At 55.5% G+C, this 24,261-nt stretch carries 17 protein-coding genes and 1 pseudogene; 5 read left to right on the top strand and 13 right to left on the bottom strand.

All coding sequences use genetic code 11. The annotated features are described in order from the left end of the window. Positions 1-139 precede the first annotated feature (139 nt). The gene (amiC, locus tag RT120_RS06555) at positions 140-1,402 is read right to left on the bottom strand and encodes an N-acetylmuramoyl-L-alanine amidase AmiC (protein ID WP_151602211.1); all 1,263 of its coding nucleotides are present in this window, start codon (positions 1,400-1,402) and stop codon (positions 140-142) included. 233 nt (positions 1,403-1,635) lie between these two features. Here amiC and argA point away from each other — a divergent pair, with 233 nt between their 5' ends. After that, a complete protein-coding gene (gene argA / locus RT120_RS06550; RefSeq protein ID WP_312980917.1) occupies positions 1,636-2,967 on the top strand; it encodes an amino-acid N-acetyltransferase in 1,332 nt (443 codons plus the stop codon). Positions 2,968-2,976: 9 nt separating this feature from the next. On the opposite strand, the gene recD is transcribed toward argA, so the two are convergent. The 12 genes from recD to rppH all read right to left on the bottom strand — a co-directional run bounded on the left by recD (position 2,977) and on the right by rppH (position 21,316). Further along, a complete protein-coding gene (gene recD / locus RT120_RS06545) occupies positions 2,977-4,806 on the bottom strand; it encodes an exodeoxyribonuclease V subunit alpha (RefSeq protein WP_312980914.1) in 1,830 nt (609 codons plus the stop codon). After that, positions 4,803-8,345 (bottom strand): exodeoxyribonuclease V subunit beta, encoded by a 3,543-nt coding sequence (gene recB, locus RT120_RS06540; RefSeq protein WP_312980912.1) that lies wholly within the window; start codon positions 8,343-8,345, stop codon positions 4,803-4,805. The genes recD and recB overlap by 4 nt, the downstream gene beginning before the upstream one ends. Then, positions 8,342-11,230: a pitrilysin gene (ptrA, locus tag RT120_RS06535; RefSeq protein WP_312980910.1), complete on the bottom strand. Its 2,889-nt coding sequence runs from the start codon at positions 11,228-11,230 to the stop codon at positions 8,342-8,344. The genes recB and ptrA overlap by 4 nt, the downstream gene beginning before the upstream one ends. 150 nt (positions 11,231-11,380) lie before the next feature. Continuing rightward, positions 11,381-14,755: an exodeoxyribonuclease V subunit gamma gene (recC, locus tag RT120_RS06530; protein ID WP_312980908.1), complete on the bottom strand. Its 3,375-nt coding sequence runs from the start codon at positions 14,753-14,755 to the stop codon at positions 11,381-11,383. Positions 14,756-14,776: 21 nt separating this feature from the next. Further along, a complete protein-coding gene (locus tag RT120_RS06525) occupies positions 14,777-15,097 on the bottom strand; it encodes a prepilin-type N-terminal cleavage/methylation domain-containing protein (RefSeq protein ID WP_312980906.1) in 321 nt (106 codons plus the stop codon). Further along, positions 15,082-15,498: a DUF2509 family protein gene (locus RT120_RS06520; protein WP_312980903.1), complete on the bottom strand. Its 417-nt coding sequence runs from the start codon at positions 15,496-15,498 to the stop codon at positions 15,082-15,084. The genes RT120_RS06525 and RT120_RS06520 overlap by 16 nt, the downstream gene beginning before the upstream one ends. Further along, on the bottom strand, positions 15,495-16,055 hold the full coding sequence (locus tag RT120_RS06515) for a prepilin peptidase-dependent protein (protein WP_312980901.1): 561 nt from the start codon (positions 16,053-16,055) through the stop codon (positions 15,495-15,497). The genes RT120_RS06520 and RT120_RS06515 overlap by 4 nt, the downstream gene beginning before the upstream one ends. After that, positions 16,049-16,519, bottom strand: coding sequence for a prepilin peptidase-dependent protein (locus RT120_RS06510; RefSeq protein WP_312980900.1), 471 nt, complete (start codon positions 16,517-16,519; stop codon positions 16,049-16,051). Before RT120_RS06510 ends, RT120_RS06515 begins: the two co-directional genes overlap by 7 nt. A 181-nt stretch (positions 16,520-16,700) precedes the next feature. After that, entirely contained in the window at positions 16,701-17,495 is a 795-nt protein-coding gene (gene thyA / locus RT120_RS06505) for a thymidylate synthase (protein ID WP_312980897.1), read from the bottom strand. 6 nt (positions 17,496-17,501) lie between these two features. Further along, positions 17,502-18,377: a prolipoprotein diacylglyceryl transferase gene (gene lgt, locus RT120_RS06500; protein ID WP_312980942.1), complete on the bottom strand. Its 876-nt coding sequence runs from the start codon at positions 18,375-18,377 to the stop codon at positions 17,502-17,504. A 150-nt stretch (positions 18,378-18,527) separates the two neighbouring features. Next, positions 18,528-20,774, bottom strand: a complete 2,247-nt coding sequence (ptsP, locus tag RT120_RS06495; RefSeq protein ID WP_312980894.1) for a phosphoenolpyruvate--protein phosphotransferase — start codon at positions 20,772-20,774, stop codon at positions 18,528-18,530. A gap of 11 nt (positions 20,775-20,785) precedes the next feature. Next, complete coding sequence (gene rppH / locus RT120_RS06490; RefSeq protein WP_312980891.1) at positions 20,786-21,316, bottom strand: RNA pyrophosphohydrolase; 531 nt, start codon at positions 21,314-21,316, stop codon at positions 20,786-20,788. A 441-nt stretch (positions 21,317-21,757) separates the two neighbouring features. Here rppH and RT120_RS06485 point away from each other — a divergent pair. The 4 genes and pseudogenes from RT120_RS06485 to RT120_RS06470 all read left to right on the top strand — a co-directional run. After that, positions 21,758-21,859 (top strand): annotated as a pseudogene (locus tag RT120_RS06485) (hypothetical protein); the annotation flags it as partial. Positions 21,860-22,000: 141 nt separating this feature from the next. Beyond that, positions 22,001-22,687: a DNA mismatch repair endonuclease MutH gene (gene mutH, locus RT120_RS06480; RefSeq protein WP_312980940.1), complete on the top strand. Its 687-nt coding sequence runs from the start codon at positions 22,001-22,003 to the stop codon at positions 22,685-22,687. 170 nt (positions 22,688-22,857) lie between these two features. Further along, positions 22,858-23,076, top strand: coding sequence for a YgdI/YgdR family lipoprotein (locus tag RT120_RS06475; RefSeq protein ID WP_183170103.1), 219 nt, complete (start codon positions 22,858-22,860; stop codon positions 23,074-23,076). Positions 23,077-23,190: 114 nt separating this feature from the next. After that, on the top strand, positions 23,191-24,231 hold the full coding sequence (locus RT120_RS06470) for an NADP(H)-dependent aldo-keto reductase (protein WP_312980888.1): 1,041 nt from the start codon (positions 23,191-23,193) through the stop codon (positions 24,229-24,231). Positions 24,232-24,261 lie beyond the last annotated feature (30 nt).

The raw sequence follows: 24,261 nt of genomic DNA, 5'->3' as shown, positions 1-24,261 counted from the left end.
CTCGTCGGGCTCATAACCCGAAGGTCGTCGGTTCAAATCCGGCCCCCGCAACCAACATCTAACACCCGTTCGGGTGTTTTTTTGTTTCTGACGTCTGAAAAAGTTAATAACCGCAGCGCAAGCGCCGCGGCATCAGGGTTTAACCACGACGCGCCAGCGTCGCCTCGCTGGTAAAATAGGCTTTAATTCCCGCCAGAATAGACTCCGCCACTTCCTGCTGAAAGGCTGCGGTCTTCAGTTTACGCTCTTCTTCGATATTACTGATGAACGCCGTTTCTACCAGAATCGACGGGATATCCGGCGCTTTCAACACCGCAAACCCAGCCTGATCGACGCGGTTCTTATGCAGCCGGTTCACTTTGCCCATTCTGTTCAACACTTCTTTGCCAAACTTCAGGCTGTCGGAAATCGTCAGGGACTGCACCATATCGAACATAGTGTGATCGAGATAGCGGTCGCCGCTTTTACTTACGCCACCCACCAGGTCAGCGGCGTTCTGGGTTTGCGCCAGATAACGCGCGGCGGTACTGGTCGCGCCTTTGGTCGATAGCGCGAATACCGACGAGCCGCGCGCCGCGCGGCTGGTAAACGCATCGGCGTGAATAGAAATAAACAGGTCGGCGCGCTGCTTTTGCGCCTTAGCGACGCGCACCTTCAGCGGGATAAAGACGTCTTCGTTACGCGTCATATAGGCCTTCATATTCGGCTCTCTCTCAATGAGCGTGCGCAAACGGCGGGCAATCTGCAACACCACGTCTTTTTCCCGGGTTTTATATTTGCCGATAGCACCGGGATCTTCCCCACCATGCCCCGGATCGAGCATGATCACAATCGGCCTGTCGCGTCCGGCCTTGCCCGGCTGCGGGCCGGTGTTGCTGGTTCCGGCGGGCGGTACTTTCTTATCCAGTTCGCCGTTGTTGTAATCTTCCAGCAATGCCAGAAGCGGATCCTGTTCGCTGTTGGAATTCACCGGATACAGGTCCATTACCAGTCGCTCTTTAAATTCCGCCACCGGTGCCAGCGCAAACAGATGCGGCGTTACGTTCTGTTTGAGTTCGAAAACCATGCGCACGGTTTTAGGATCGAACTGACCGACGCGCGCTGACTGGATAAAAGGATCGTCAGTACGGATCTGGTTGCCGACCCCCTTGAGCACCGAGTTCAGATTCACCCCTTCAAGATCGACCACCACGCGCGACGGATTGCTCAGCGCGAACTGGCGGTATTTGATTTGCCGGTTAGATTCCACCGTAACGCGGGTATAAGAGGAAGCTGGCCACACACGAACGGCGATCACCTGGCTGCTCGCGGCAAAGCCCGGCTGGCTTACGCTTAATAACCACATCGCGCCTGCCCCTTTGATTAACTGGCGGCGACTAAATAATTTACTGGAATCTGACATGCCTCTCCCGAGCACTAAAATCTGTCACTGGCATAACAACTTAAAATCTGGACCAAAAACTTTAGCGAATGGCGTCCGGCCTGTCATCTATAAAAGGGTAAACATTGTGAGCACGCGGGCTGTTTAAGATTAACGTGGGTTTAGGCCTGAGTAAAAAAAGCCGCTTGCGCCAGAGGCGATAAAAGAATAAAAATACACTATTTACGAATAAACATGCATTGAGAGGGTTTGCCGTGGTGAAGGAACGTAGAACCGAGTTGGTCCAGGGGTTTCGTCATTCTGTCCCTTATATTAATACCCACCGGGGTAAAACGTTTGTCATCATGCTGGGCGGCGAAGCCATTGAGCATGAAAACTTCTCGAGCATTGTTAATGACATAGGCCTGCTTCACAGCCTGGGCATCCGCCTGGTCGTGGTTTATGGCGCACGCCCGCAAATTGATGCCAACCTGGCTGCGCACCACTGTGAGCCCATTTACCACAAACATACCCGCGTTACCGACGCCAAAACGCTGGAGCTGGTTAAGCAGGCAGCCGGGCTGCTACAGCTCGATATCACCGCGCGTCTCTCGATGAGCCTCGGCAATACGCCGCTTCAGGGCGCGCATATCAACGTGGTCAGCGGTAATTTTATTATCTCTCAGCCGCTGGGCGTGGATGATGGCGTGGATTACTGCCACAGCGGGCGTATTCGCCGTATTGACGATGAGGCAATTAACCGCCAGTTAGATAACGGCGCGATTGTCCTGATGGGGCCGGTTGCGGTCTCCGTAACCGGCGAAAGCTTTAACCTTACTTCTGAGGAGATCGCCACACAGCTTGCCAGCAAACTGAAAGCGGAAAAAATGATCGGCTTCTGCTCGTCCCAGGGCGTGACCGACAGCGAGGGGAACATTATTTCCGAACTGTTCCCTAACGATGCCCAGGCGCGAATCGATGACCTGGAAGCGGCGGGCGACTACCATTCCGGTACGGTGCGTTTCCTGCGCGGCGCGGTGAAAGCCTGCCGCAGCGGCGTGCGGCGCAGCCACCTGATTAGCTATCAGGAGGATGGCGCGCTGTTACAGGAACTGTTCTCCCGCGATGGCATTGGCACCCAGATTGTTATGGAAAGCGCCGAACAAATTCGTCGCGCCACCATTAACGACATCGGCGGTATTCTTGAACTGATCCGTCCGCTGGAGCAGCAGGGCATTCTGGTGCGTCGTTCGCGTGAGCAACTGGAAATGGAGATCGACAAATTCACCATCATCCAGCGCGATAACCTGACCATCGCCTGCGCGGCGCTCTACCCTTTCCCGGAAGAGAAAATCGGTGAAATGGCCTGCGTGGCGGTGCATCCCGACTACCGGAGTTCGTCACGCGGTGAAGTGCTGCTGGAGCGTATTGCCAGCCAGGCCAAACAGATCGGCCTGAGCAAGCTGTTTGTGCTGACAACGCGCAGCATTCACTGGTTCCAGGAGCGCGGCTTCACGCCGGTGGACATTGATTCGCTGCCGGAAAGCAAAAAAGAGATGTACAACTACCAGCGCCGTTCAAAAGTGCTGATGGCAGACCTGACATAACCCCTTTCGCTACTGCGAGAAATGCGTCAGCAGCCCGCTGCGCCGCTCGGTACGGGCGGTGACGGCCTGGCGCAGCACGCGTTCATCGCCGTACAAAGACAATTGCTCACGGGCGCGGGTAATGGCGGTATACACCAGCTCGCGCGTCAGCACCGGCGCATATTGATTCGGCAAAATCAGTACCGCGTGTTTGAACTCCGAGCCCTGGGATTTATGCACGGTCATCGCCCAGGCGGTATCGTGATCCGGCATGCGGCTGGGCGACACTGATTTGATGGTGCCGTCCGGCAGTGGGAACCAGACCCGCAGCCCCTGCCCGCGATTAAGCGCCACGCCGATATCGCCGTTAAACAGCCCGAGCGCACTGTCGTTGCGGGATATCATCACCGGCCTTCCTTCATACCATTTTGAATGTGCCGAACGGGTAATTTTGCGCTTACGCACCAGCGCCTGCTCAAGCTGCTCGTTAAGCCCGCTGACGCCATAAGGCCCTTCGCGCAACGCGCACAGCAGTTGGAATTCGCTAAACGCGCGCAGGATATCGGCGGGTTCGGCCTGCGCTTTAACCTGTTTCAAAAAACGGTCGTAGCCCGCGATCGCATCCTCAATCATGGTCACATAATCTTCGCCGCCGTTGAGCGGCTTCTGGCAGATGTCGGTAAAACCGTTGGCGAAAGCCTGGTTCACACCGTGATGGTCGCTACAGTTCACCGCCTGCGCCAGTTGCCCGATGCCTGACGAACTGTCGAAGCGGTAGCTGGTGCGCAGCAGGCACAGCGCATCACGCAGCTCGCAGGCGGCGGTGGATCCAGAGTGTGGTACGGAACAGCCGGTCAACTGGCTTAACTCGCTGGCGCGCGCCGGCGTGTAGGCATCATGAGCGTAGCGGCAGATATCCCCGAGGACCGCGCCCGCTTCCACTGAGGCCAGTTGATCGCGATCGCCCAGAAAAATCACCCGCGCATGGGGCGGCAATGCGTCGATTAAACGCGCCATCATCGGCAGGTCAATCATCGAGGCTTCGTCCACCACCAGCACATCCAGATGTAGCGGGTTGGATTCGTGATGGCGCGCCCGCTGGCGGCCTGGCGTCACGCCCAGCAAACGGTGCAAGGTACTGGCATCATCGGGAAATGCCGCTTTTTGGGCGTCGCTGAGCGGTAAACCGGCCAGCGCTGAGCCCAGGGATTCGGTGAGCCGGGCTGCGGCTTTACCGGTCGGTGCCGCCAGCTTAATGCGCGGCAGCGTCTCACTGAGTTGAACCAGCGCGGCCAGCAATTTTGCTACGGTAGTCGTTTTGCCGGTTCCCGGCCCGCCTGAAATCACTGAAATACGACGCGTAAGCGCTACCGCAGCGGCGACCTTTTGCCAATCAATCGCTTCCCGCGAAGTAAATAACCCGTTTAAGACGTCTGAAACCCGCGAACCGTCCACTGTCATGACCCGGTTATGCTCGCGGAAAAACGCCGCAACGGCTTTTTCATGCCGCCACATGCGGTGTAGATAGAGACATTCCCCTACAAGCTTAAGCGGTGTCGGCTCCTCGCCTTCGCTAACTGCATGGCTGCCAAGCAGCACGCTGCGCCAGTCGCCCGGATTGCCCGCCGCCTCGAACAACGTTTGCCAGAGCGGCTCGCGCCGCAAACCTGCCGCGTCCTCGGGGTTTAACCGGCTCAGCGGCAGGCAAACATGTCCTTCGCCCGCATCGCGGCTGACCAACGCCGCCGCCAGCATGACCGCCGGTTCGTTGTTGGAAGAAACCATAAACGCGAACTGCACATCCAGCGGACGTAGCAATTTCAGCTGTTGAGCCTGTTGGAGTAATTTATCCATTTTCATTGCGTCATCAGCTCCTGACCTGCAAACAGCGCATCCATTTCATCAATTAACCTGGCGTCCGGCCGGGTGGTGAATATCCCGTTTGACGGCTGATTCGGGTCCACACCGCGCAGGAAGAGGTAAATCACGCCGCCAAAATGCGTTTCATAGTCATAACCCGCCAGCCGGTGGCGTAAGTAACGGTGCAGCGCCAGGGTATACAACTGATACTGCAAATCGTACCGGTGCGACTGCATCGCCTGCGCCATCGCCTCGCGGGTATAAGCCTCGCTGCCTTCGCCGAGCCAGTTTGATTTGTAATCCAGCAGGTAATAACGCCCCTGCCAGCGGAAAACCAGATCGATAAAGCCTTTCAACATGCCGCGTACCTGGCGGAAATCAAGCGGCGGGCACGCCGCCGAGAGCGGATCGTAACGGCGGATTATCGCGTCGAGCCGTTGGGGATCAAGATCGGTCTCAATGGGTAAATAAAACTCCAGCTCAACCTGTTTATCCTTTGCGCCAAGCTGGTTAAGACTGGCACCGCTGTCGGCGATCGGCGCAGCTAAAATGGCCTCAAACCAGCCGGAGAACACACCAGCCCAGTCGCTGTCGAATCCGCCGAGCTGCAACTGCTCCGCAAGCCAGGCGGGATCTACTTTCGCGGTAAAATCCAGGTTTTCAAACAGTCCGTGCAAAAAGGTGCCCGGCGACGCGCCGCGTGGAAAGGTATGCGGCGTCATTTCAAGGCTGACGGTTTCAACGCGATTGCCTGCGGCATCAATATCCAGGCGCGGTAACAGCAGTTGCGCCGCGCTGCCGCCGTGTTGCTGGAGGGCGGAGTAACTGGTCACCCGCCAGCTGTCTCTGACTTCACGCTTAGGCTCGCGAGCATCCAGTTGCAATGCGGGCGGCTGGGGCGGCTGCCAGGGCTGCGTATCGGGCTCGGCAGCAATTTCCAGCGTGATATCTTCACCGCATAACGCTTCCAGGCAGCGGCGCAACCCGGCGGCATCCTGCGGTTCGCCGTTCTGGATCAAGCGGCCCAGCGCGCTTTGGTGCAGGCTGGTATCGCCTTTTTTCCCGCCCCGGCCTTTAAACAGCGGCGCAATACCGATGCTGCAATGCCAGACGGAGCGCGTCAGCGCCACGTACAGCAACCGTAAATCTTCCGCCAGACGCTCGGCTTCGGCCAGTTCCAGGCTCTCTTCGCCGTTATCCAGATCCAGTACCGGCGCAAACGTGGCGCGATCGTGATAAAACGCCTGCTTCTGCTCGCGATAGTCAGCGATAAACGGCAGCCAGACCAGCGGATACTCCAGCCCTTTAGACTTATGCACCGTCACGATCTGCACCAGATGTTTATCGCTTTCCAGCCGGAGCTGCTGGCTCGATGCGTTCGCATCCGGTTCGGCGATATGCTGCGACAGCCAGCGCAGCAGCGCCGGTTCACTGTCGAGTTGCGCAGAAGCCTCCTGCAACAGCTCCGTCAAATGCAGCAAATCGGTTAAGCGCCGCTCGCCGCCGGGCGTCGCCAGTAAGTTTTCGGCAATGCGGCGCTCAACCATCAAAGCACGGATCATCGGCATCACGCCGCGCGCCAGCCAGATTTGCCGGTAGCCGTCAAACTCTTCCACCAGCGCATCCCAGGCGTCTTCATCCTGATTGATGGCGTCGATAGCGGCGGCATTCAGCCCGAGCATGCTGGTGGCGATGGCGCTGCGCAACGCGCTTTCCAGCTCCGGGTTCAGGGTCGCCTGCAACACCCACAGCAGGTCGAGTGCCTCCTGGGTAGCAAACACGCTGTCGCGGTTGGATAAATACACCGACGGAATATTCAGCGCTTCCAGCGCCTGGCGGATCACGGCGGCTTCAATGCGGTTACGCACCAGTACAGTGATATCCGATGCCTGCACCGGTCGCTGTTGCTGGGTATCGCACAGCAACGCCTTGCCCTGCGCGCCCGCATCCAGCCAGTCGCGGATTTGCCCGGCACACACCGTCGCCATGGTTTGTTGGTACTCGCTAACACCTGCGCCTTCGCCCTCCATCAGCCACAGGCGCATAGCCGACTGTGCCTGGCCGTTGAGTTCAAAGCGCAGACCGTGGTTCTTTTCGGCGGCGTTAACCTTCAGGAAAGGGATTTCCTTGAACATAAACGGCTGGGGAAGCTGGCTGAAAAGCTGGTTGACGCTGGCCACCATGCCCGGCGCGGAACGCCAGTTTGTATCAAGAGTATAGTGAGCGCTAACTTCTCCACGCGCGCGCATGTAGGTAAAGATATCTGCGCCACGGAAGGCGTAAATCGCCTGCTTGGGGTCGCCAATTAACAGCAGCGCCGTGTCCGGCTGCTTATGCCAGATACGGCGGAAAATGCGGTACTGCTGCGGATCGGTATCCTGGAACTCATCGATCATCGCCGCCGGATAGCGTGTACGAATCGCCTCTGCCAGCGCCTCGCCGCCCGGCTGGTGCAGCGCTTCATCAAGACGGCTTAACATGTCGTCAAAGCCCAGCTCGCCGCGACGGCGCTTTTGCATCGCCACGGTATAGCGAATCTCTTTAATGGCGCGGGCTAACACCAGATCGCGCAGCGACAACGGTTCCGCCAGCAGCGCATCGATTTCGCTAAACAGCGCATGGCGCGGCGGTTCGCCCTTTTTGGTTTTCTCATCAAGGGTCGACTGGGCGAATTTTTCCAGCGCGTCGGGCAGTGCATAGGTTTGTGTCTCTTCGCAGGCCCACGCGTTGACTTTATCCAGCCAGTTAGGCAGGTTGCGGCTGCTGTAGCTGCGTTTATCCACACCGGAGCCGGCAATCAGCGGGCCGATATCGTCTGCCGCCGCACGCCATAGAGCCTTAACGCGTTCAAGACGCTCGACGATTTTTTTATGGCGGCTTTCGATGGTTTCATCTTCCGCTGGCGGCGCTTTCAACTGCGGCGCTTCACCCTGCAGATAGCTGTTAATGTCCTGGAGCAAGGCGTGCGGCCCCTGCCATAACTCGCTCACCGGACGCGCCACCGATTTGTCTAACGGATAGCAATGGCGACGCCAGAAATCCGCGCACGCCTGATAACGCAGCAGGGACTCATCCTCGATTAGCTTTTGCTCAAACGGCATCCCGGATTCAAACGCGTTAAGATTAAGCATGCGCTGGCAGAAACCGTGGATGGTAAAAATTGAGGCTTCATCCATCTGGCGCTCTGCCAGCAGCAGAGCCTGGGCCGCATCATTCAGATCGGGAATTTCTGCTAATAAACGCTGAAACAGCGGATTGGCGGTATGCCCGCGCAGGCAGGCAATACGCAATTCATGGATGTTAGTGCGGATACGGCCACGGAGTTCTTCCGTGGCCGCTTCGGTAAAGGTGACCACCAGCAGGGATTCCGGCATTAAGATGCGCGGATGGGCGGCATCACCGCCCAGCCCCAGTAATAGCCGCAAATAGAGCGCGGCGATGGTATACGTTTTCCCTGTGCCGGCAGACGCCTCGATCAGCCGCTCACCCACCAGCGGTAAACGTAATGGATCAAGGGGTTGCACGGTCTCATCGGTCATGGTTTCTCGCTTAACAGGGGCAAAGATTGTTGCAACGCGCTGACGCTGTCCCAAATCTTGCCACCCTCAGGCATCGCGTAATCCGGCTTGCTGCTCTGGCTGCCGGAAACCTGCGATAGAATCGTCATGCCCTGAGGTTCAACCACGGCCTGGTGAAAGAAATCAGCCAGTTTTTGGGGCGTCAGCAGTTTAATTTCGGCGATTACTTTATCACGTGAATCAAACTTCATATTGCCCCGATCGAAATCTTTGCTGACGATTGATGCTTCCTGCGCCAGGGTTTGCGGCGCTTCCAGCATCTGGTTAATCACGCCCTGCTGGATTTGCGCAAAGGTGGCATTGTCCATTTTGCGCAGCCGTTTTTCAGCGGTGGGGAAAAACGCCTGATAGCGCGCCCACAGGGCCGCAGGTTGCTTATCGCTGCTCTGCAACAGGAAGCCCATACCCCACTGGCGGCCTACGCCCATCGGAAACGCGAACACCGCATAGCCCAACTGCTCTTCCGTGCGTAACTGGTTGTAGAACCACGGCTGGACGATTTGCCCAAGCATGGCGCTGTAGGCAGAACTAACCGTCTCGCTATAGCCCGTCGGCACAAATACCGCAGCCAGGGCGGAGTCAGTACTGCTGCCAGCTTTATTGAAAATCGCCTGCTGTTTTTTATCCACCACGACATCTTTATTACGGCACCATTCGTTGCCGTGAGTCGCCAGTTGAGTCTTCACCTGGCGCGCCAGGTCGGTGGCTTGCTGAGAAGTCATGTTGCCCACCATTAAAAACTCAGGGCGGGCATTGGCTTTCAGTTGCTCACGGTAGCTAAGCACATCGGCAAGCGTAATCGACGGCAGCAGCGCCCGGCGCTCTTCACGCTGAAAGTACGGCACCTGAGAGATCATCTGCACTGGCATAATGGCCTGATCGTAGGCTTTGCCCTTCTCGGCGGAATCCATCATCTGGGCGTACCAGGATTTCGCCTGGGCCAGTTGCAGCTCGTCCGGCGTATAGCTGAAGTAGCCCTCAAGCAGCGCCAGGAACAGCTTCGGCAAACGCTGGGTATAACCGTCGGCATTGACCATCAGGCCATTGTTGGCGTTAGTGGAGAAACTGATCCCGCCGACTGAAGCCTGATTGCTGAGCTGGTCGAGCGCCAGGCCAGCCAGGTAGTCATTTAACGCGAACAGCACCTGATTTTTGGCGCTGTCCATGGCCTGCGGATTGCGCAAAATTACCGAAATATTCGCCTTAGGTTCATTGGCGAAATAACGGCTCGGCATATACACCACCCGCAAATCCTGTTCATCAACCAGCAGTTCAGGATGCTTATAGGTTTTCTGCGTCTTGATCAGCGTAAAATCATCGGGAATATAGGGGTTCAACTCCGGCAACTGGAGCTTGATGGATTGCGCTTTTTGTTGCCAGGCCGCCAGCGTCGCGGCAGGAATTTTTTCCACCTGATACGGCGCTTCTACGAAATAAGCTTTTTTGTTGTGCGGCTCATTCGGGCTGATGTACCAGACGCGGGCGTTTTCCGGCGTCATCATGGTTAAGCGCGCGTTGACTTCCTGCGGATCGAAGCGATCGGCGATATTGACCGCATCCAGGGTATGGGCGACGGGCACGCGGATCATGGTATCCGCCAGCCACTCCACATAACCCATATCGCGGGAAATAGACGGGTAGCGAAAATCGAGATCCAGCACGTGCGCCAGTTCATCGAAATAGCGTTTCTCGACACCCTTTTCTTTCAATAAGTTGATATAGCTGAATACTGCGGCGACTACATCATCACGGTTTGCCAGGCCTTTATCCGTCAACGTAACGGAGATAGCGAATACCCCGCTATTGCCGTTGACGATAGGATCGGAGTCAGCACGCACGCCTTCCGCCAGCCCCTGCTTTTGCAGCCAGTCAGACAGTGTATCCGCGCTGCGGTTGCCGATCAGATAACCAATCAGCTCGTCTGTTTTGCTGCGAAATTTATCGGTATTGTTGTTGATGCGAAACTCAATGCGCACCACTTTGCGCGGCATTACCGGCACATAGTGGATAAACAGCCCTTTTTGCGCATCGGTCACCACCGGCACGTCAATCGTCGGCTTTTCGATATTTTTATTCGGGACCCGACCATAGGTTTCAGCCGCGATACGCGCCAGTTCGGGCAGCGGTTTGTTGCTGTAAACCACCGCTTTCATCAGGTTGGCGGAATACCATGTGTCACGGAACGCCACCAGCGCGTCATGCAGTGGATTGCCCGGTTTATCGCTTAAAGTGTCCAGATTACCGCCAGAAAACTGCGAGCCGGGGTGGGCCGGGTTGATGGTTTCTGCGCTGACCTGGGCCATGCGCATCCCGTCGCGCGATCGCGCCATGGTCAATTCGGCATTCACTGCGTTTCGCTCACGCTCCGCATAGGCTTTCGCCAGCGTCGGTTCAGCGATGGCGTCCGCCAGGCGATCCACGGCCCCTTCCAGCGCGTTGTTCTCTACTTCCAGATAAAACGCGGTGCGGTAAGGCGCGGTGCTGGCGTTATGGCTGCCGCCGTGCATCTTCAAAAATTCAGAGAGGCTATCGGGCTGGGGATATTTCTTTGATCCCATCAGCGTCATGTGTTCCAGGTAATGCGCCAGCCCCTGATGATCTTTCGGATCTTCCAGCGAACCGACTGGCACCACCAGCGCAGACAGCGATTTTACTGCCTGGGGATCATTAACCAGCAGTACCACCATGCCATTATCCAGACGAATGGCCTGATATTGGCGGGGATCTTTTTCACTTTTACGAATGGTTTCCTGAATCGGCTGCCAGCCCGTATTTGCCTGGCTGACGGGTGCCCAGAGGGCAACGGAAAAGAAAAGCGCGGCTAACCAGGTGCGGCAATTAGGCATTCACGAACCTCATAATCACGAAACCTCTTGTGCTATTCATCATCAATTCAATGTCTTGTTATGACGGTTTTACCCGCTCATCGTCGCACCCCTGTCTGGATGAGATGCGCATAGTAAATGAACACTTTCGACTGTGCAATTTTTATACAGTCATTCTGTTTGGTTGAAACGAAATAAGGGCAGTAAGTAACGTTGCGCCTGCTCGATAATGGCCTCGTAGTACTCAGGTTCGAGCGTGCGCCACAAGCGTTGATACCACATATCCGCCCCTTCACCCTCAATATTGTAACTACCGGTCCAGGCCTGGATCAGTTTGTTGCGCGCTTTTTGCTGAGTCTCGTCATCCCATAAAATGGTGTCAGTCTCTTTGTCATAACAGGCTTTTAACCATTCGCCGCCGGACTGCGGCAGGACGATCAACGGTTCGGTTAAGCCCGTTTTATAGCCTTCGATTAACATCAGCAAATAAGCTTTCGCCTGCTCTGCCACTATGGGCGGGAAATGCCAGCGTGTGGATTTGCGTCCGTATAACCGGCTGCTGCCCTCTCGCCCACAGGCACAGTAGACAAGATGCTCCAGCCAAAGTTGCATGCCATGCTCAACCCGCAATACCGAAGGCCGCCAGCGCAACAGGCCGTCTCCTTGTACCTGCGGCAACCAGCCGGTAAGACGATGCCCGTCGAGATGAAGGTCGACCTCCATGTTTTCACTCTCGCAGCGCAGGGCGATGATCTCGTCGGCCATAGTTTGCATTTCCGCTAGCTGCTCTTCCCAGAACAGTTCACCGAAGGGGCCATACGGCAACGAACCGGCGGCTTTATAACGGCGGAATAGCGGCTCCGGGTCCTGCTGTTCCACCAGCGCCGTGAGCAGTTCCTGATTAAGATAAAATTTATCCAGGCTATCGAGGGTAAACGGCTCGGTGTCCATTAGCTCCACCTCTTCGGCGTGGAAATTAACGCGTAACCTCATCTGGAAAAACGCTCGCACCGGATGACGCCAGAAACGCGCCAGTTGCTCCAGGGTAATCTCCGTGGTTTCAAATGGTGGTAGCGGGTGGATAAACGAGGGTTGCGCCTGCCCTTCTCCACAGGCGGCAGGCAGCCATTCACGGGCATAGCTTTGGCGCTCATCCCCGACGCGGAAATTTTCCGGCTCGAAGGGAGTGCGCGGGTGCAGGCGCGTAATGTGTTGCTTAACGCGCCGGGCGCTCTCATCGCAGTTCAGCGATGCATCACCGGGTAAATAATGGCTTTGCGCCACGTAATCCACCAGTTCTTCCACCAGTACCGAGGGGTAACGCTCCGCGTTGTCCTGCACCGAACGGCCAATGTAGCTGATGTAAAGTTGATGCTGCGCGGAAATCAACGCTTCCAGAAACAGATAGCGGTCATCATCGCGTCGGCTTCGGTCACCCTTAAGCGGTTTATCGCTCATCAAATCGAACCCCAGCGGCGACAGCGTGCGCGGGTATACCCCATCGTTCATCCCTAACAGGCAAACAATTTTGAACGGGATTGAACGCATCGGCATGAGCGTACAGAAATTCACTGGCCCGGCTAAGAAGCGCTGGCTAATGCGCTCCTGATCAAGGCGCAACGAGATCTCATCGCGCAACAGGCTCAGGGGCACCTCTTCACCATAATGAGAAGCAACACCCTGTTCGATCATGGCTTGCCACTGCTGCTCAATAAGCGTCAACGCCGCTTCCGTTTCACTATCCGGCTCGAACAGGCTTTGCAGCAGGTCACGGCACACCGGCAGCCATTCCACCAGCGGCCTGTCCTGGCTCAACCCTGCGCGCCAAATATTAAGCTGCATTAGCAGGTCCGCCAGATTCCCCGCCAGCTCGGCAATCAACCCGCTCGATTCGTCATAAGGTAGGATCGACTGCCATTCGCCGACGCGGCTCTCCATGGCATAGCCCAATAGCATACGCGTCAGGCCAAAATGCCAGGTGTGTTGACCGGTTGCCGGAAGATCAAATTCACGTACGTTGTCATCATCCATCCCCCAGCGGATCCCGGCTTCGGTGACCCACTGGCGCAGATAACGGAGCCCTTGCTCATCGATGGAAAAACGCGCTGCCAGCGCGGGGACTTCTAACAGTGCCAGTACGTCTTCAGCGGTAAAGCGGCTATCAGGTAAGGAGAGCAGTGAAATAAATGCCTGTAACGCCGGGTGCGCCTGGCGCGCCCGGCGGTCGGAAATAGCGTAAGGTATCCGACGATTATCGCGCGCCGCGCCAAATACCGCCTGAATAAACGGGCTGTAGCTGTCGATATCCGCCACCATAACGATGATATCCCGCGGCGTAAGATCGGGATCCTGTTCCAGCATTTTCAGCAGACGATCGTGCAGGATTTCCACTTCACGCTGGGGGCTGTGACAAACGTGGATCGTCAGGCTTTGATCATCAGGATCGAGCACTCTTTTGCTTTCGCTACTCTCATAGGTTTCCAGCGTGACGCCTGCCACAGCATGGTTTTCCAGCTCCAGCAGGTCATACTGGATGCGATGCAGCAGGTTATCCGGCGTCACATCCACAAAAGCATCCAGCTCCTGGAAGCGCTCCAGCCCAGAAAGCAGGAACAGGTAGTCGCGGCCCAGTTTGCCCCATGAGGCCAGCAGCGGGTTGGCGGTATCCTGCTCGCCGTTGGCATTGAAGAGTGAAGATGCCAGCGCGCTGTCCTGAAACAGCGGTGTATTTTCGTCGCTGCGGGTTCTCTGGCGCTGGCGGCTCAGCAGCTTCGCCAGGTAGCTGGCGTCTTTAATGTCGCCCCAGTAGTAGCGGCAGGGGTTGGTAAACAGCAGGTGGATATCGATGTGCTTACCCAGCGCCTGCAACGCCTCCAGATAAACCGGCGGCAAGGCGGAAATCCCGCAAATAAAGACTCGCTCCGGTAAACCCGCAGGGCGCTCCGTCGCGGTTTCCAGCGCGGCAATAAAACGCTGATAAAGATTGGCGCGATGCCACTGTGGCTGATTTAGCTGGTGAGTTAATTCAACCAGCGCTTTCCAGAGCGGCGCCTGCCATTGTTGCGATTCGCCGATCCCCTCCACGCGTTCATCTGCTTCCCAACGGGCAAGCCAGTTAGGCCGATAAACCAGATATTGATCGTAAAGATCGGCAACACGTGTAGCCAGCTGAAAGCATTTCCGTTTGTCTGCATCATCGTCAAGATAATGACGAAGCATGGCGAATTCAGGGCGATCCAGCATTTCCGGCAGCAGCGTCATCAGTTTCCAGCTCATGCTCTGCTTACTGAACGCGCTCTCCTGGGGGATATCTTTGAGTACCCGTACAAACATGTCCCAGATAAAGCTGGCAGGCAGCGGGAATTCGATATTGGCCGCAATGCCAAACTTTTTCGCCAGGGTCATTTGCAGCCACTGCGCCATCCCGGTACTTTGCACCAGCACCACTTCCGGCTCGAAAGGATCGGGCTGAGGCTGCTGCTCAATCAGATACTCCATGAGCTCCTCAAGCACATCCAGACGATTCGAGTGGTAAACCCGCAACATGTAAACTCCTCATCAAATAATTTACGGGCATTGCAAACGGGATAATTCACCTCGCCTGCCCGCGGGGCTGGTAACAATAACCGAAATGCTGACACATCCAGCAAGGGATGTCTGCCCCCGCGTAACCGTCCAGCCGGGTGGTGGCGGCAAAGCCTGAAGTTCAACCTGCTGGGCGGCGATTCGCCACAGTTCCCGATATTGCCATAACGACTGGAAACTTAGCGATAAACCCCGGTGGTATCCCATTAAAGATGAGATCACCACGCCAAAGAGCACCAGCGCTACCAGCACTTCCGTCAGGCTAAATCCTGTATCTTTGCGTATTGTCAGGGAAGCTGGCATAGGGTTGCCTCACTTAATGGACAACTATCGATCCATCCATTTGCAGAAAAAGTGATGGTTGCGCCCTGCTTGCCCCAGCGCCACAAAGTGATCGGCTGGTTATCGTTTACCCCCTGGGCTGCCAATAGCACATCGCTTTTTAATCCTGCTTTAAGACACGCCCGCCAGCCTGAAGCTGGCATCGTCTGGCATTGCCATTTGCTGCCTGGCTGCCAGTTTACCGTCGTTCCCCACGCCTGGGCAGAAATCGCCGCGTTAAATGCGTGAATGGCATCGCGTTCATTGATCAACAAGGGCGTCTGGGCGCGTAAATGCTGGTCGAGGCCGTGCAATAACACGCTGCCTAATATCAAAAGCATCATCACCATGCCGATGGACGAAAACCCCTTCTGCCGGTTCACTGGTTATACCCGACGATCTGCTGGACCACGTTCAGGCTGCGGGTCGGGTCCTGCGTCATTGCCGCTGAAATTGAAATTGTGATTAACGGGTTTCGCCCTGCTCTGGCGATTTGCGCCACGGCAAAATTATCAATCTTAAACTGCCCGGGGTCCGTCAAACGTTCCCAGCCTTTTCCGGCGCACTGCGTCGCACCGCGCTGGATTTCGAGGCTTTTATCCCGCAAACGATAGCCAGTCTGCTCAGGCTCAGAGGTTGTCGCGCCGTCCCATTTCCCATTGTGATTAGCGTCCCATTGCACAATCAAACAATGGCCGTCGTCACGTATTTCCATTCCTTTACCGGTGCATTCGCCGTGACAATATCCTGCCCGCTGCGCCTGCTTACCGATGCTAAACGCCAGCTGCCATAAATCTTCGCGCATCAAATTTAACCGGGACTGTTGCAGTACCGCGCGCTGAAGTGACGGTAACAAACGCATCGTCCCTATCATCAGTATGCTGCTTAACGACATCGCCATTAACACCTCAATCAGCGAAAAACCGCGCGGGGCTAACATGCCGCTCCCCTTGTGATATTGCAGGCGCGGATACGGCCCCAGGCGGATACGATGATTTTCCATTCGCCGCTGTCGTTACGTAGCCGGATATGCCTTGGCCAGGCAGTATTGCGCAGGCCGAAAAAACCTAAACCCGGTGTGATTTCCGTCACCTGGACGTCGGAAAATGGCGTAGCAATATGCCATTGCGAGTGCGGCTCACAGGTTGCCTGATCCTCTGTCTTGCTGCCCATGCACCAGCCCCGCTCCCCGTTACCGATCCATAACAGATGGTCACGGTTATGCCAGTTAGCATCTTCCCGCAGGCGAGTAAGGAAATCCCTCACCTGAAGCGCAGCCTCACGCAACTGTTGCTGCTGCTTCCAGTCGCGCCAGCTGTAAATGCCCGCGCCAGCCAGCGCAGTGACGATAACCATCACCACCATCATTTCCATCAGCGTAAATCCATGAGTGCGTATTTTCATGGCGCCACAGTGCCATAAAAAATGCGCACCGATGAGCGCCAAAAAGCGTCATTACGAGAAATACCGAAAGGATTTAGACCACGTTGCAGTGCGTTGCAGAGAATCGGGAAGCTGTCGCGCAGAGATGATTTTTAAGGCAAAAAAAACCGACGCATTACGCGTCGGTTATGACAGAGTGCGGTTAAATCGCGACGGGCGCTTTGATGCCAGGATGCGGATCGTAACCTTCGATTTCGAAATCCTCGAACCGGTAATCAAACAGCGAATCAGGCTTACGTTTGATCACCAGTTTGGGCAGCGCGCGCGGTTCACGCGTTAATTGCAGATGCGTTTGTTCGAGGTGGTTGCTGTACAGGTGCGTGTCGCCACCGGTCCAGACGAAATCGCCCACTTCCAGATCGCACTGCTGCGCGACCATATGCACCAGCAAGGCATAGCTGGCGATATTAAACGGCAAACCGAGGAACACATCGCATGAACGCTGATAAAGCTGGCAAGAAAGCTTACCCTCCGCCACATAGAACTGGAAGAACGCGTGACAAGGCGCCAGCGCCATTTTATCCAGTTCCCCGACGTTCCAGGCGGAGACAATAATGCGCCGTGAATCCGGGTCGTTTTTCAGCTGGTTCATTACCGTGGTGATTTGGTCAATATGACGGCCATCCGGCGTAGGCCAGGCGCGCCACTGCTTGCCGTATACCGGGCCCAGGTTACCGTTCTCATCAGCCCATTCATCCCAAATGGAGACGTTATGCTCATGCAGATACGCAACGTTGGTATCGCCTTTTAAGAACCACAGCAGTTCATGAATGATGGAGCGCAGATGGCAACGCTTGGTTGTCACCAGCGGGAATCCTTCCTGGAGGTTAAAACGCATCTGGTGCCCGAAAATGGACAGCGTGCCCGTTCCGGTGCGATCGTTTTTTTGAGCGCCCTCATCGAGGACTTTTTTCATCAATTCAAGATATTGTTTCATGGTTCGTTACGATACCTGTTGCTGCGGGCGGCGGCGATATGCCCAAACCATCATCGCAATGCCGGCGACGATCATCGGGATGGAAAGGATCTGGCCCATACTGATGTACTGCACCCAGGCGCCGGTGAACTGCGCATCTGGCTGACGGAAAAATTCGACGATAATACGAAACGCGCCATAGCCGATAAGGAACAGGCCGGAGACAGCCCCCATCGGACGCGGTTTGCGAATAAACACATTAAGGATGATAAACAGCACGATACCTTCCAGCACCATTTCATAAAGCTGAGAAGGGTGACGCGGCAGAACGCCGTAGGTATTGAAAAGAGACTGCCATTCCGGGTGGGTGGCGAGCAGCGCAACATCTTCGCCGCGTGAGCCAGGGAACAGCATGGCGTACGGGAAGCTCGGATCGACGCGGCCCCACAGTTCACCGTTGATAAAGTTGCCTAAACGGCCTGCACCCAGGCCAAACGGGATCAGCGGTGCAATAAAATCGGCCACCTGGAAGAATGTGCGTTTGGTGCGGCGCGCAAACCAAATCATTACGCAGATAACACCGATAAGTCCGCCGTGGAAGGACATTCCGCCATCCCAGACTTTAAACAAATACAGTGGGTTATCGAGAAACAGCGGCATATTGTAGAACAGCACATAGCCGATACGGCCGCCGAGGAACACCCCAAGAAAACCCGCGTATAACAGGTTTTCGACTTCGTTTTTGGTCCAGCCGCTACCGGGACGGTTAGCCCGGCGAATAGCCAGCCACATGGCAAACACAAATCCTACCAGGTACATCATGCCGTACCAGTGGAGGGAGAGCGGCCCTACGGAAAAGATTACCGGATCGATATCGGGAAAATGCAGATAGCCACTGTTCATAGTCATCATAACTCGTTGTTAATGCCGCTAAATTCAGGATGCGGGCTCAATGATGCACCCGGTAAGGGGCGCTCCCAAAGCAGCGAAGCATAGCATAAACGCCGGGCGGCTTGCCGTTGGGTTGATGTAAAAGATATGTAAGAAGCGGTATTACAACCCACCGCGTATCAGGCCGCCCATGCCCCGGCGCTCCATAAATGCCGCAACCTGATGGCGCACTTCCGTCGCCAGCTGTGCATCAAGGCTGCGTTTGGCGAGGGTTTGCGCCTCTTCCTGAGTAATATGGCGCAGCAGGTATTTTACCCGCGCCACCGAGCGGCCGTTCATAGAAAGATGGCGGAAGCCTAAGCCGACCAGCAGCGCCACGCACATCGGATCGCCTGCCATTTCACCGCACAGGCAGAGATCGATGCAATAACGCTGCGCTTCGGTAGCAATCATGCTCAGCGCCCGCAGCATGGCGGGGTGCAGGCTGTCGTAGAGGTTAGCGACACGGGTGTTGTTGCGATCCACCGCCAGCAGGTATTGCGTCAGGTCGTTAGTGCCGACGGAAATAAAATCGATGCGGTTGGTTAAATGCGGCAGCATAAAGACCATGGACGGCACTTCCACCATTACGCCAAGGCGCGGACGGGGAATGGTATAGCCCAACATTTCTTCCACTTCGCGGCCTGCGCGCTCAATCAGGCGGCGCGCTTCATCCACTTCATCAATGCTGGTGACCATCGGCAACAGGATATTGAGATTCCCGGTGGCGGCATTGGCGCGCAGCATCGCCCTCACCTGCACCAGGAAGATTTCCGGCTGGTCGAGGGTAATACGGATACCGCGCCAGCCCAGGCAGGGGTTCTCTTCACTAATGGGCATATAAGGCAGTTGTTTATCTGCGCCGATATCCAGCGTACGCAGCGTGACCGGCTTGTCGTTGAACATTTGCAACATGCCCTGATACTGCGCGACCTGCTCTTCCTCGGAAGGGAAGCCGCTTTGCAGCATAAAGGGAATTTCGGTGCGATAAAGCCCGATGCCATCGATACGGCTACCCAGTTTTTCTTCGTGCTCCGGGCTTAATCCGGCGTTCAGCATCACCTTGACGCGCTCACCGCTTTTCAGGGCGGCGGGTTGGTCAACGTCGTCTTCCGCCAGGCGGCTGAGTTCATTCTCTTCGCTGACCAGCCGCTGGTATTCCTGCAACAACACCGGTTCAGGATCGACTAATAGCTCGCCGCGATAGCCATCCACCACCAGCATACGGGCATGCAGTACGGCAGGCTGGATATCTGCACCCATCACGGTAGGGATGCCCAGCGCGCGTACCATAATGGCGGCATGGGAGTTCGCCGCGCCGTCGCGCACCACCACGCCCGCTAAACGATCCTGGGGAAGTTCCGCAAGCGTAGCGGCGGAGAGTTCATCCGCCACCAGAATAAAGCGTTCCGGCCAGGTGTTCGGCCCCTGGATGGTATCGTCGAGGTGAAACAGCAGCCGCTGCCCCAGCGCACGTAGGTCCCCCGCGCGCTCTTTCAGGTAGTTATCGCTTAACGCGGCAAACTGCTCGGCAAATTTTTCAATGACTTTTTTAACTGCCCACTCCGCCACCGAGCCTTTGGTGACTTCCTCAAACAGTTCACGACGCAATCGTGGATCGGAAAGCAAATGCGAGTAGAGATCGAAAATTGCCGCCGTCTCTTTTTGCGCACTGGCGGCAAAGCGTTTGCTGTAACGCCGGAATTCGCCCGAGGCTTCTTCAAGCGCGAAAGTCAGGCGTTCGCGCTCCTGGCCTGGATCCAGCGTAGAGGCTTCAGAAACTTGCTCAATTAAGGGAACGGTGGAATCCATCCAGCCTGGCGCTACGGCAACGCCGGGAGCGGCGGCAAGCGCACGGATTCGAGTCTGGCGATACTGGCCAAACAGCGCGGTTAATTGAGTCTGGGAAAGAATAGCCGCCATTTGGGTGGCGAGCGTAACCAGGAATGATTCCTCGCTCTCGTCATACTGGCGTAGCTCACGCTGTTGAACCACCAGTACGCCAAGCAACTGGCGACGCTGAATAATCGGTACGCCGAGAAACGCGCGAAAGCGCTCTTCCTTTACGGCAGGAACGTATTTAAAGCTGGGATGTTTTTGCGCGTCGGCAAGGTTAATCGGCTCGGCAAGCCGCCCGACAAGGCCGACGATGCCCTCATCAAAAGCCAGCGTGACCGTGCGGCCACGCGGCTTCTTAAGCCCCCGAGTTGCCATCAGGTAGTAGCAGCGACGATCGTTATCCGCCAGGTAGACGGAACACACTTCGGTGTCCATCGCCAGGCAAACGTCATTCACCAGGATATTCAGCGCTTCATTCAATCGCGGCGCGCTGGCTACCTTTTCAACTATTTCTCGCAACTGGGTCAGCATAGGCGTGTGGCTTAACCTCTTTTTCGTCGATAGGTAGGCGCGTGATGACGCACTGGCGCTGCTTCCTGCAATGCCATAACTACGCTGGCAAACTCTTTCATGACTCGACGATACACATCGCGCTTAAAGGAGACTACCTGACGCACCGGATACCAATAACTAACCCAGCGCCACCCATCAAACTCAGGCGTACTGCTGGTCTGCATATTGATATCGGAATCGTTGCTTATCAATTGCAGGAGAAACCATTTTTGCTTCTGGCCGATACAAACCGGCTTTGTGTCCCAACGCACCAAACGTTTCGGTAATTTATAACGCAACCAGTTTCGGGTTGTAGCGAGGATCCTGACGTCTTTTCGCTGTAATCCGACCTCTTCGAAAAGTTCACGGTACATGGCCTGCTCTGCCGATTCGCCGGGGTTAATGCCCCCCTGCGGAAATTGCCAGGAGTGTTGGCCAAAGCGCCTCGCCCACATGACCTGACCCTGACGATTACAAATTACGATACCAACATTTGGGCGGTAGCCATCATCATCGATCACCGGACTACCTCGATAAAAAACAAAATATCATCGATTGTTTCACACTACTGAAAAACGGTAAACCACTATCCTGACAAGCCACAAAGGTATAACAACTGAATAACTCACAAAAAAAGTCGAGGTTATAAACAGGCAGCACCTAATTCAGGGAATTTTATTCACTTTTTCTGTGGATATCGCTGTGAAGAAGTATGTGATTTCCCAGGGAAAACTCCGAATAACCTTTTATCCCCTGTTGGCACCTTGTCAGTTATTTTTACAAATATCATTGAGTTAAAGTGAAATAAAAGGTGGATATCACTTATTGCGTGATCTGCGTCACATGGTTGATCCTTGTTATGTCTAAAGATCGAACAACGTCGTTTTTATCCACAGTTTGTGCCCCTAACTTAAGCGTTAATTGTTCAAAAAGTCGATATTGCTCGCACGTCAAGGCTGTAAATCGAACCAGTATTCAGTAGTTTTACCAGTTATCCCATTTTTCTGTGGATAACATGGTGTAAGATCCTGTTCATTGTCAGTGACCTAATTTGGAAAACCCGGTTTGCGCAGCAATTTTCAGGCAAGCCAGGAGCTTATATCATCTTTAAAATCATTGGGTTAATATCGCTGCGCTGAAAGTTTTATTCGCTGTGTATAAGCCGCCCCGTTGCAGTACGTTTTTTAACCAAAGGAAACTTTATGATGGCTCCGCTTCGCCCTTTGTCAGGCCCACCGGACAATGAAAGCCAGTTATTGGCCCAGGCGCAATCGCTGGCGGGATATACCCTGGGCGAACTGGCGGCGTTAGCGGGTATTCCTGTTCCTAAGGATTTACGTCGCGATAAAGGTTGGATCGGTGTGTTGCTGGAACGCTGGCTTGGCGCAACGGCGGGCAGTAAACCCGAGCAGGACTTCGCGGCGATGGGGGTCGAACTGAAAACGATTCCCATCGATCGCTATGGCCGTCCGCTGGAAACCACCTTCGTCTGCGTAGCGCCGTTGACCGGCAACAGCGGGGTAGTATGGGAAACCAGCCACGTGCGCCATAAGCTGAAACGCGTACTGTGGGTCCCGGTAGAAGGGGAACGCAGCCTGCCGCTGGCAGAGCGGCGCGTCGGCTCTCCGCTGTTGTGGAGTCCTTCGCCGGAGGAAGAAGAGCAACTCCGCCTCGACTGGGAAGAATTAATGGATTTGATTGTGCTGGGCCAGGTGGAGCGCATTACTGCGCGACAGGGTGAAGTGTTGCAGCTTCGTCCGAAGGCGGCGAACAGCAAAGCACTGACTGAGGCAATTGGCGTTAATGGCGAATCGATTCTGACGCTGCCGCGCGGTTTTTATCTGAAGAAAAATTTCACCGCTGCGCTGCTCGCGCGCCATTTTTTGCTGTAATGCGCCCGCCAGAACAGGTTTTTTGCGCCACGCCATCCTACCTGCTTATGTACATCTGTTACCAGGCATCAACTTTGGTTGCATTTTTTAAGACTTACCTGCTGTTTTCCTCCACTTTTTCTCGCTATTACTAAGGGGACATCACACCAATTAATACGAGGCGCATAACAATGAAGAAATGGGCTGTAGCAATTTCTGCTGTCGGTTTGGCATTCGCCGTATCAGGGTGTAGCAGCGATTACGTCATGGCGACCAAAGATGGCCGGATGATCCTGACGGAAGGTAAGCCGCAGGTGGATAACGATACCGGGCTGGTTAGCTATCGCGATATCCAGGGCAATGAGATGCAGATTAACCGTAATGAAGTTTCTCAAATTATTGAACGTTGAAGTTAAAAAGGTCAGTTAGCACTGGCCTTCGTTTTTTTACCGCACACTCTTCCCCTTTTGTTTCCCCTCTGCCATGTTTATATCCCCCATAACCACAATAAAAGGTAAGCGGCTATGCAATATCACCGTATTCCACACAGCTCCCTGGAAGTCAGCACGCTGGGGCTGGGAACCATGACGTTTGGTGAACAAAATAGTGAAGCCGACGCCTGGGAACAGCTCGACTATGCCGTCAGCCAGGGCATCAATTTAATCGATGTGGCAGAGATGTATCCGGTGCCTCCACGCCCGGAAACACAGGGCCTGACAGAAACCTACGTCGGCAACTGGCTGAGCAAGCGCGGCATGCGCGACAAGCTGGTTCTTGCCACCAAAGTCAGCGGGCCGCCGCGTGCGGGCGATGCGGGCATCCGCCCCGATCAGGCGCTGGACCGTAAAAATATCCGCAACGCGCTGGATGCCAGCCTGAAACGCCTTCAGACCGATTATATCGATTTATACCAGGTTCACTGGCCGCAGCGCGCCACTAACTGCTTTGGCAAGCTGGGCTATAGCTGGAGTGACAGCGCGCCGGTAATCACCATTCTGGAAACGCTCGAAGCGTTAACTGAATTCCAGCGCGCCGGAAAAATCCGCTATATCGGCGTCTCAAACGAAACGCCCTGGGGCGTGATGCGCTATCTGCACCTGGCGGAAAAACACGATCTGCCGCGTATCGTCACTATTCAGAACCCCTACAGCCTGCTGAACCGCAGCTTTGAAGTGGGCCTGGCGGAGGTGAGCCAGTATGAAGGCATTGAACTGCTGGCATACTCGTGCCTGGGGTTCGGCACCCTGACGGGCAAATATCTCAATGGTGCCAGGCCCGCCGGCGCGCGCAACACGCTGTTTAGCCGATTCACCCGTTACAGCAGTGAGCAGGCCCAGAACGCCGTGGCGGCTTATGTTGAAATCGCAAAACGCCACGATCTTGACCCGGCGCAGATGGCGCTGGCTTTTGTGCGCCAACAGCGTTTCGTCGCCAGTACCCTGCTGGGCGCAACCACACTGAGCCAGCTGAAAGCCAACGTTGAGAGCCTGAACGTAACGCTGGATGAGACCGTGCTGGCTGAACTGGAAGCGGTTCATCAGCGCTATACCTACCCTTCGCCGTAAAAATTAAGGGGCGGATATCCGCCCCTTGTT

The organism is Atlantibacter sp. (assembly GCF_032062175.1).
Classification (GTDB): domain Bacteria; phylum Pseudomonadota; class Gammaproteobacteria; order Enterobacterales; family Enterobacteriaceae; genus Atlantibacter.
This window is presented reverse-complemented; position numbering and strand designations above follow the sequence as displayed.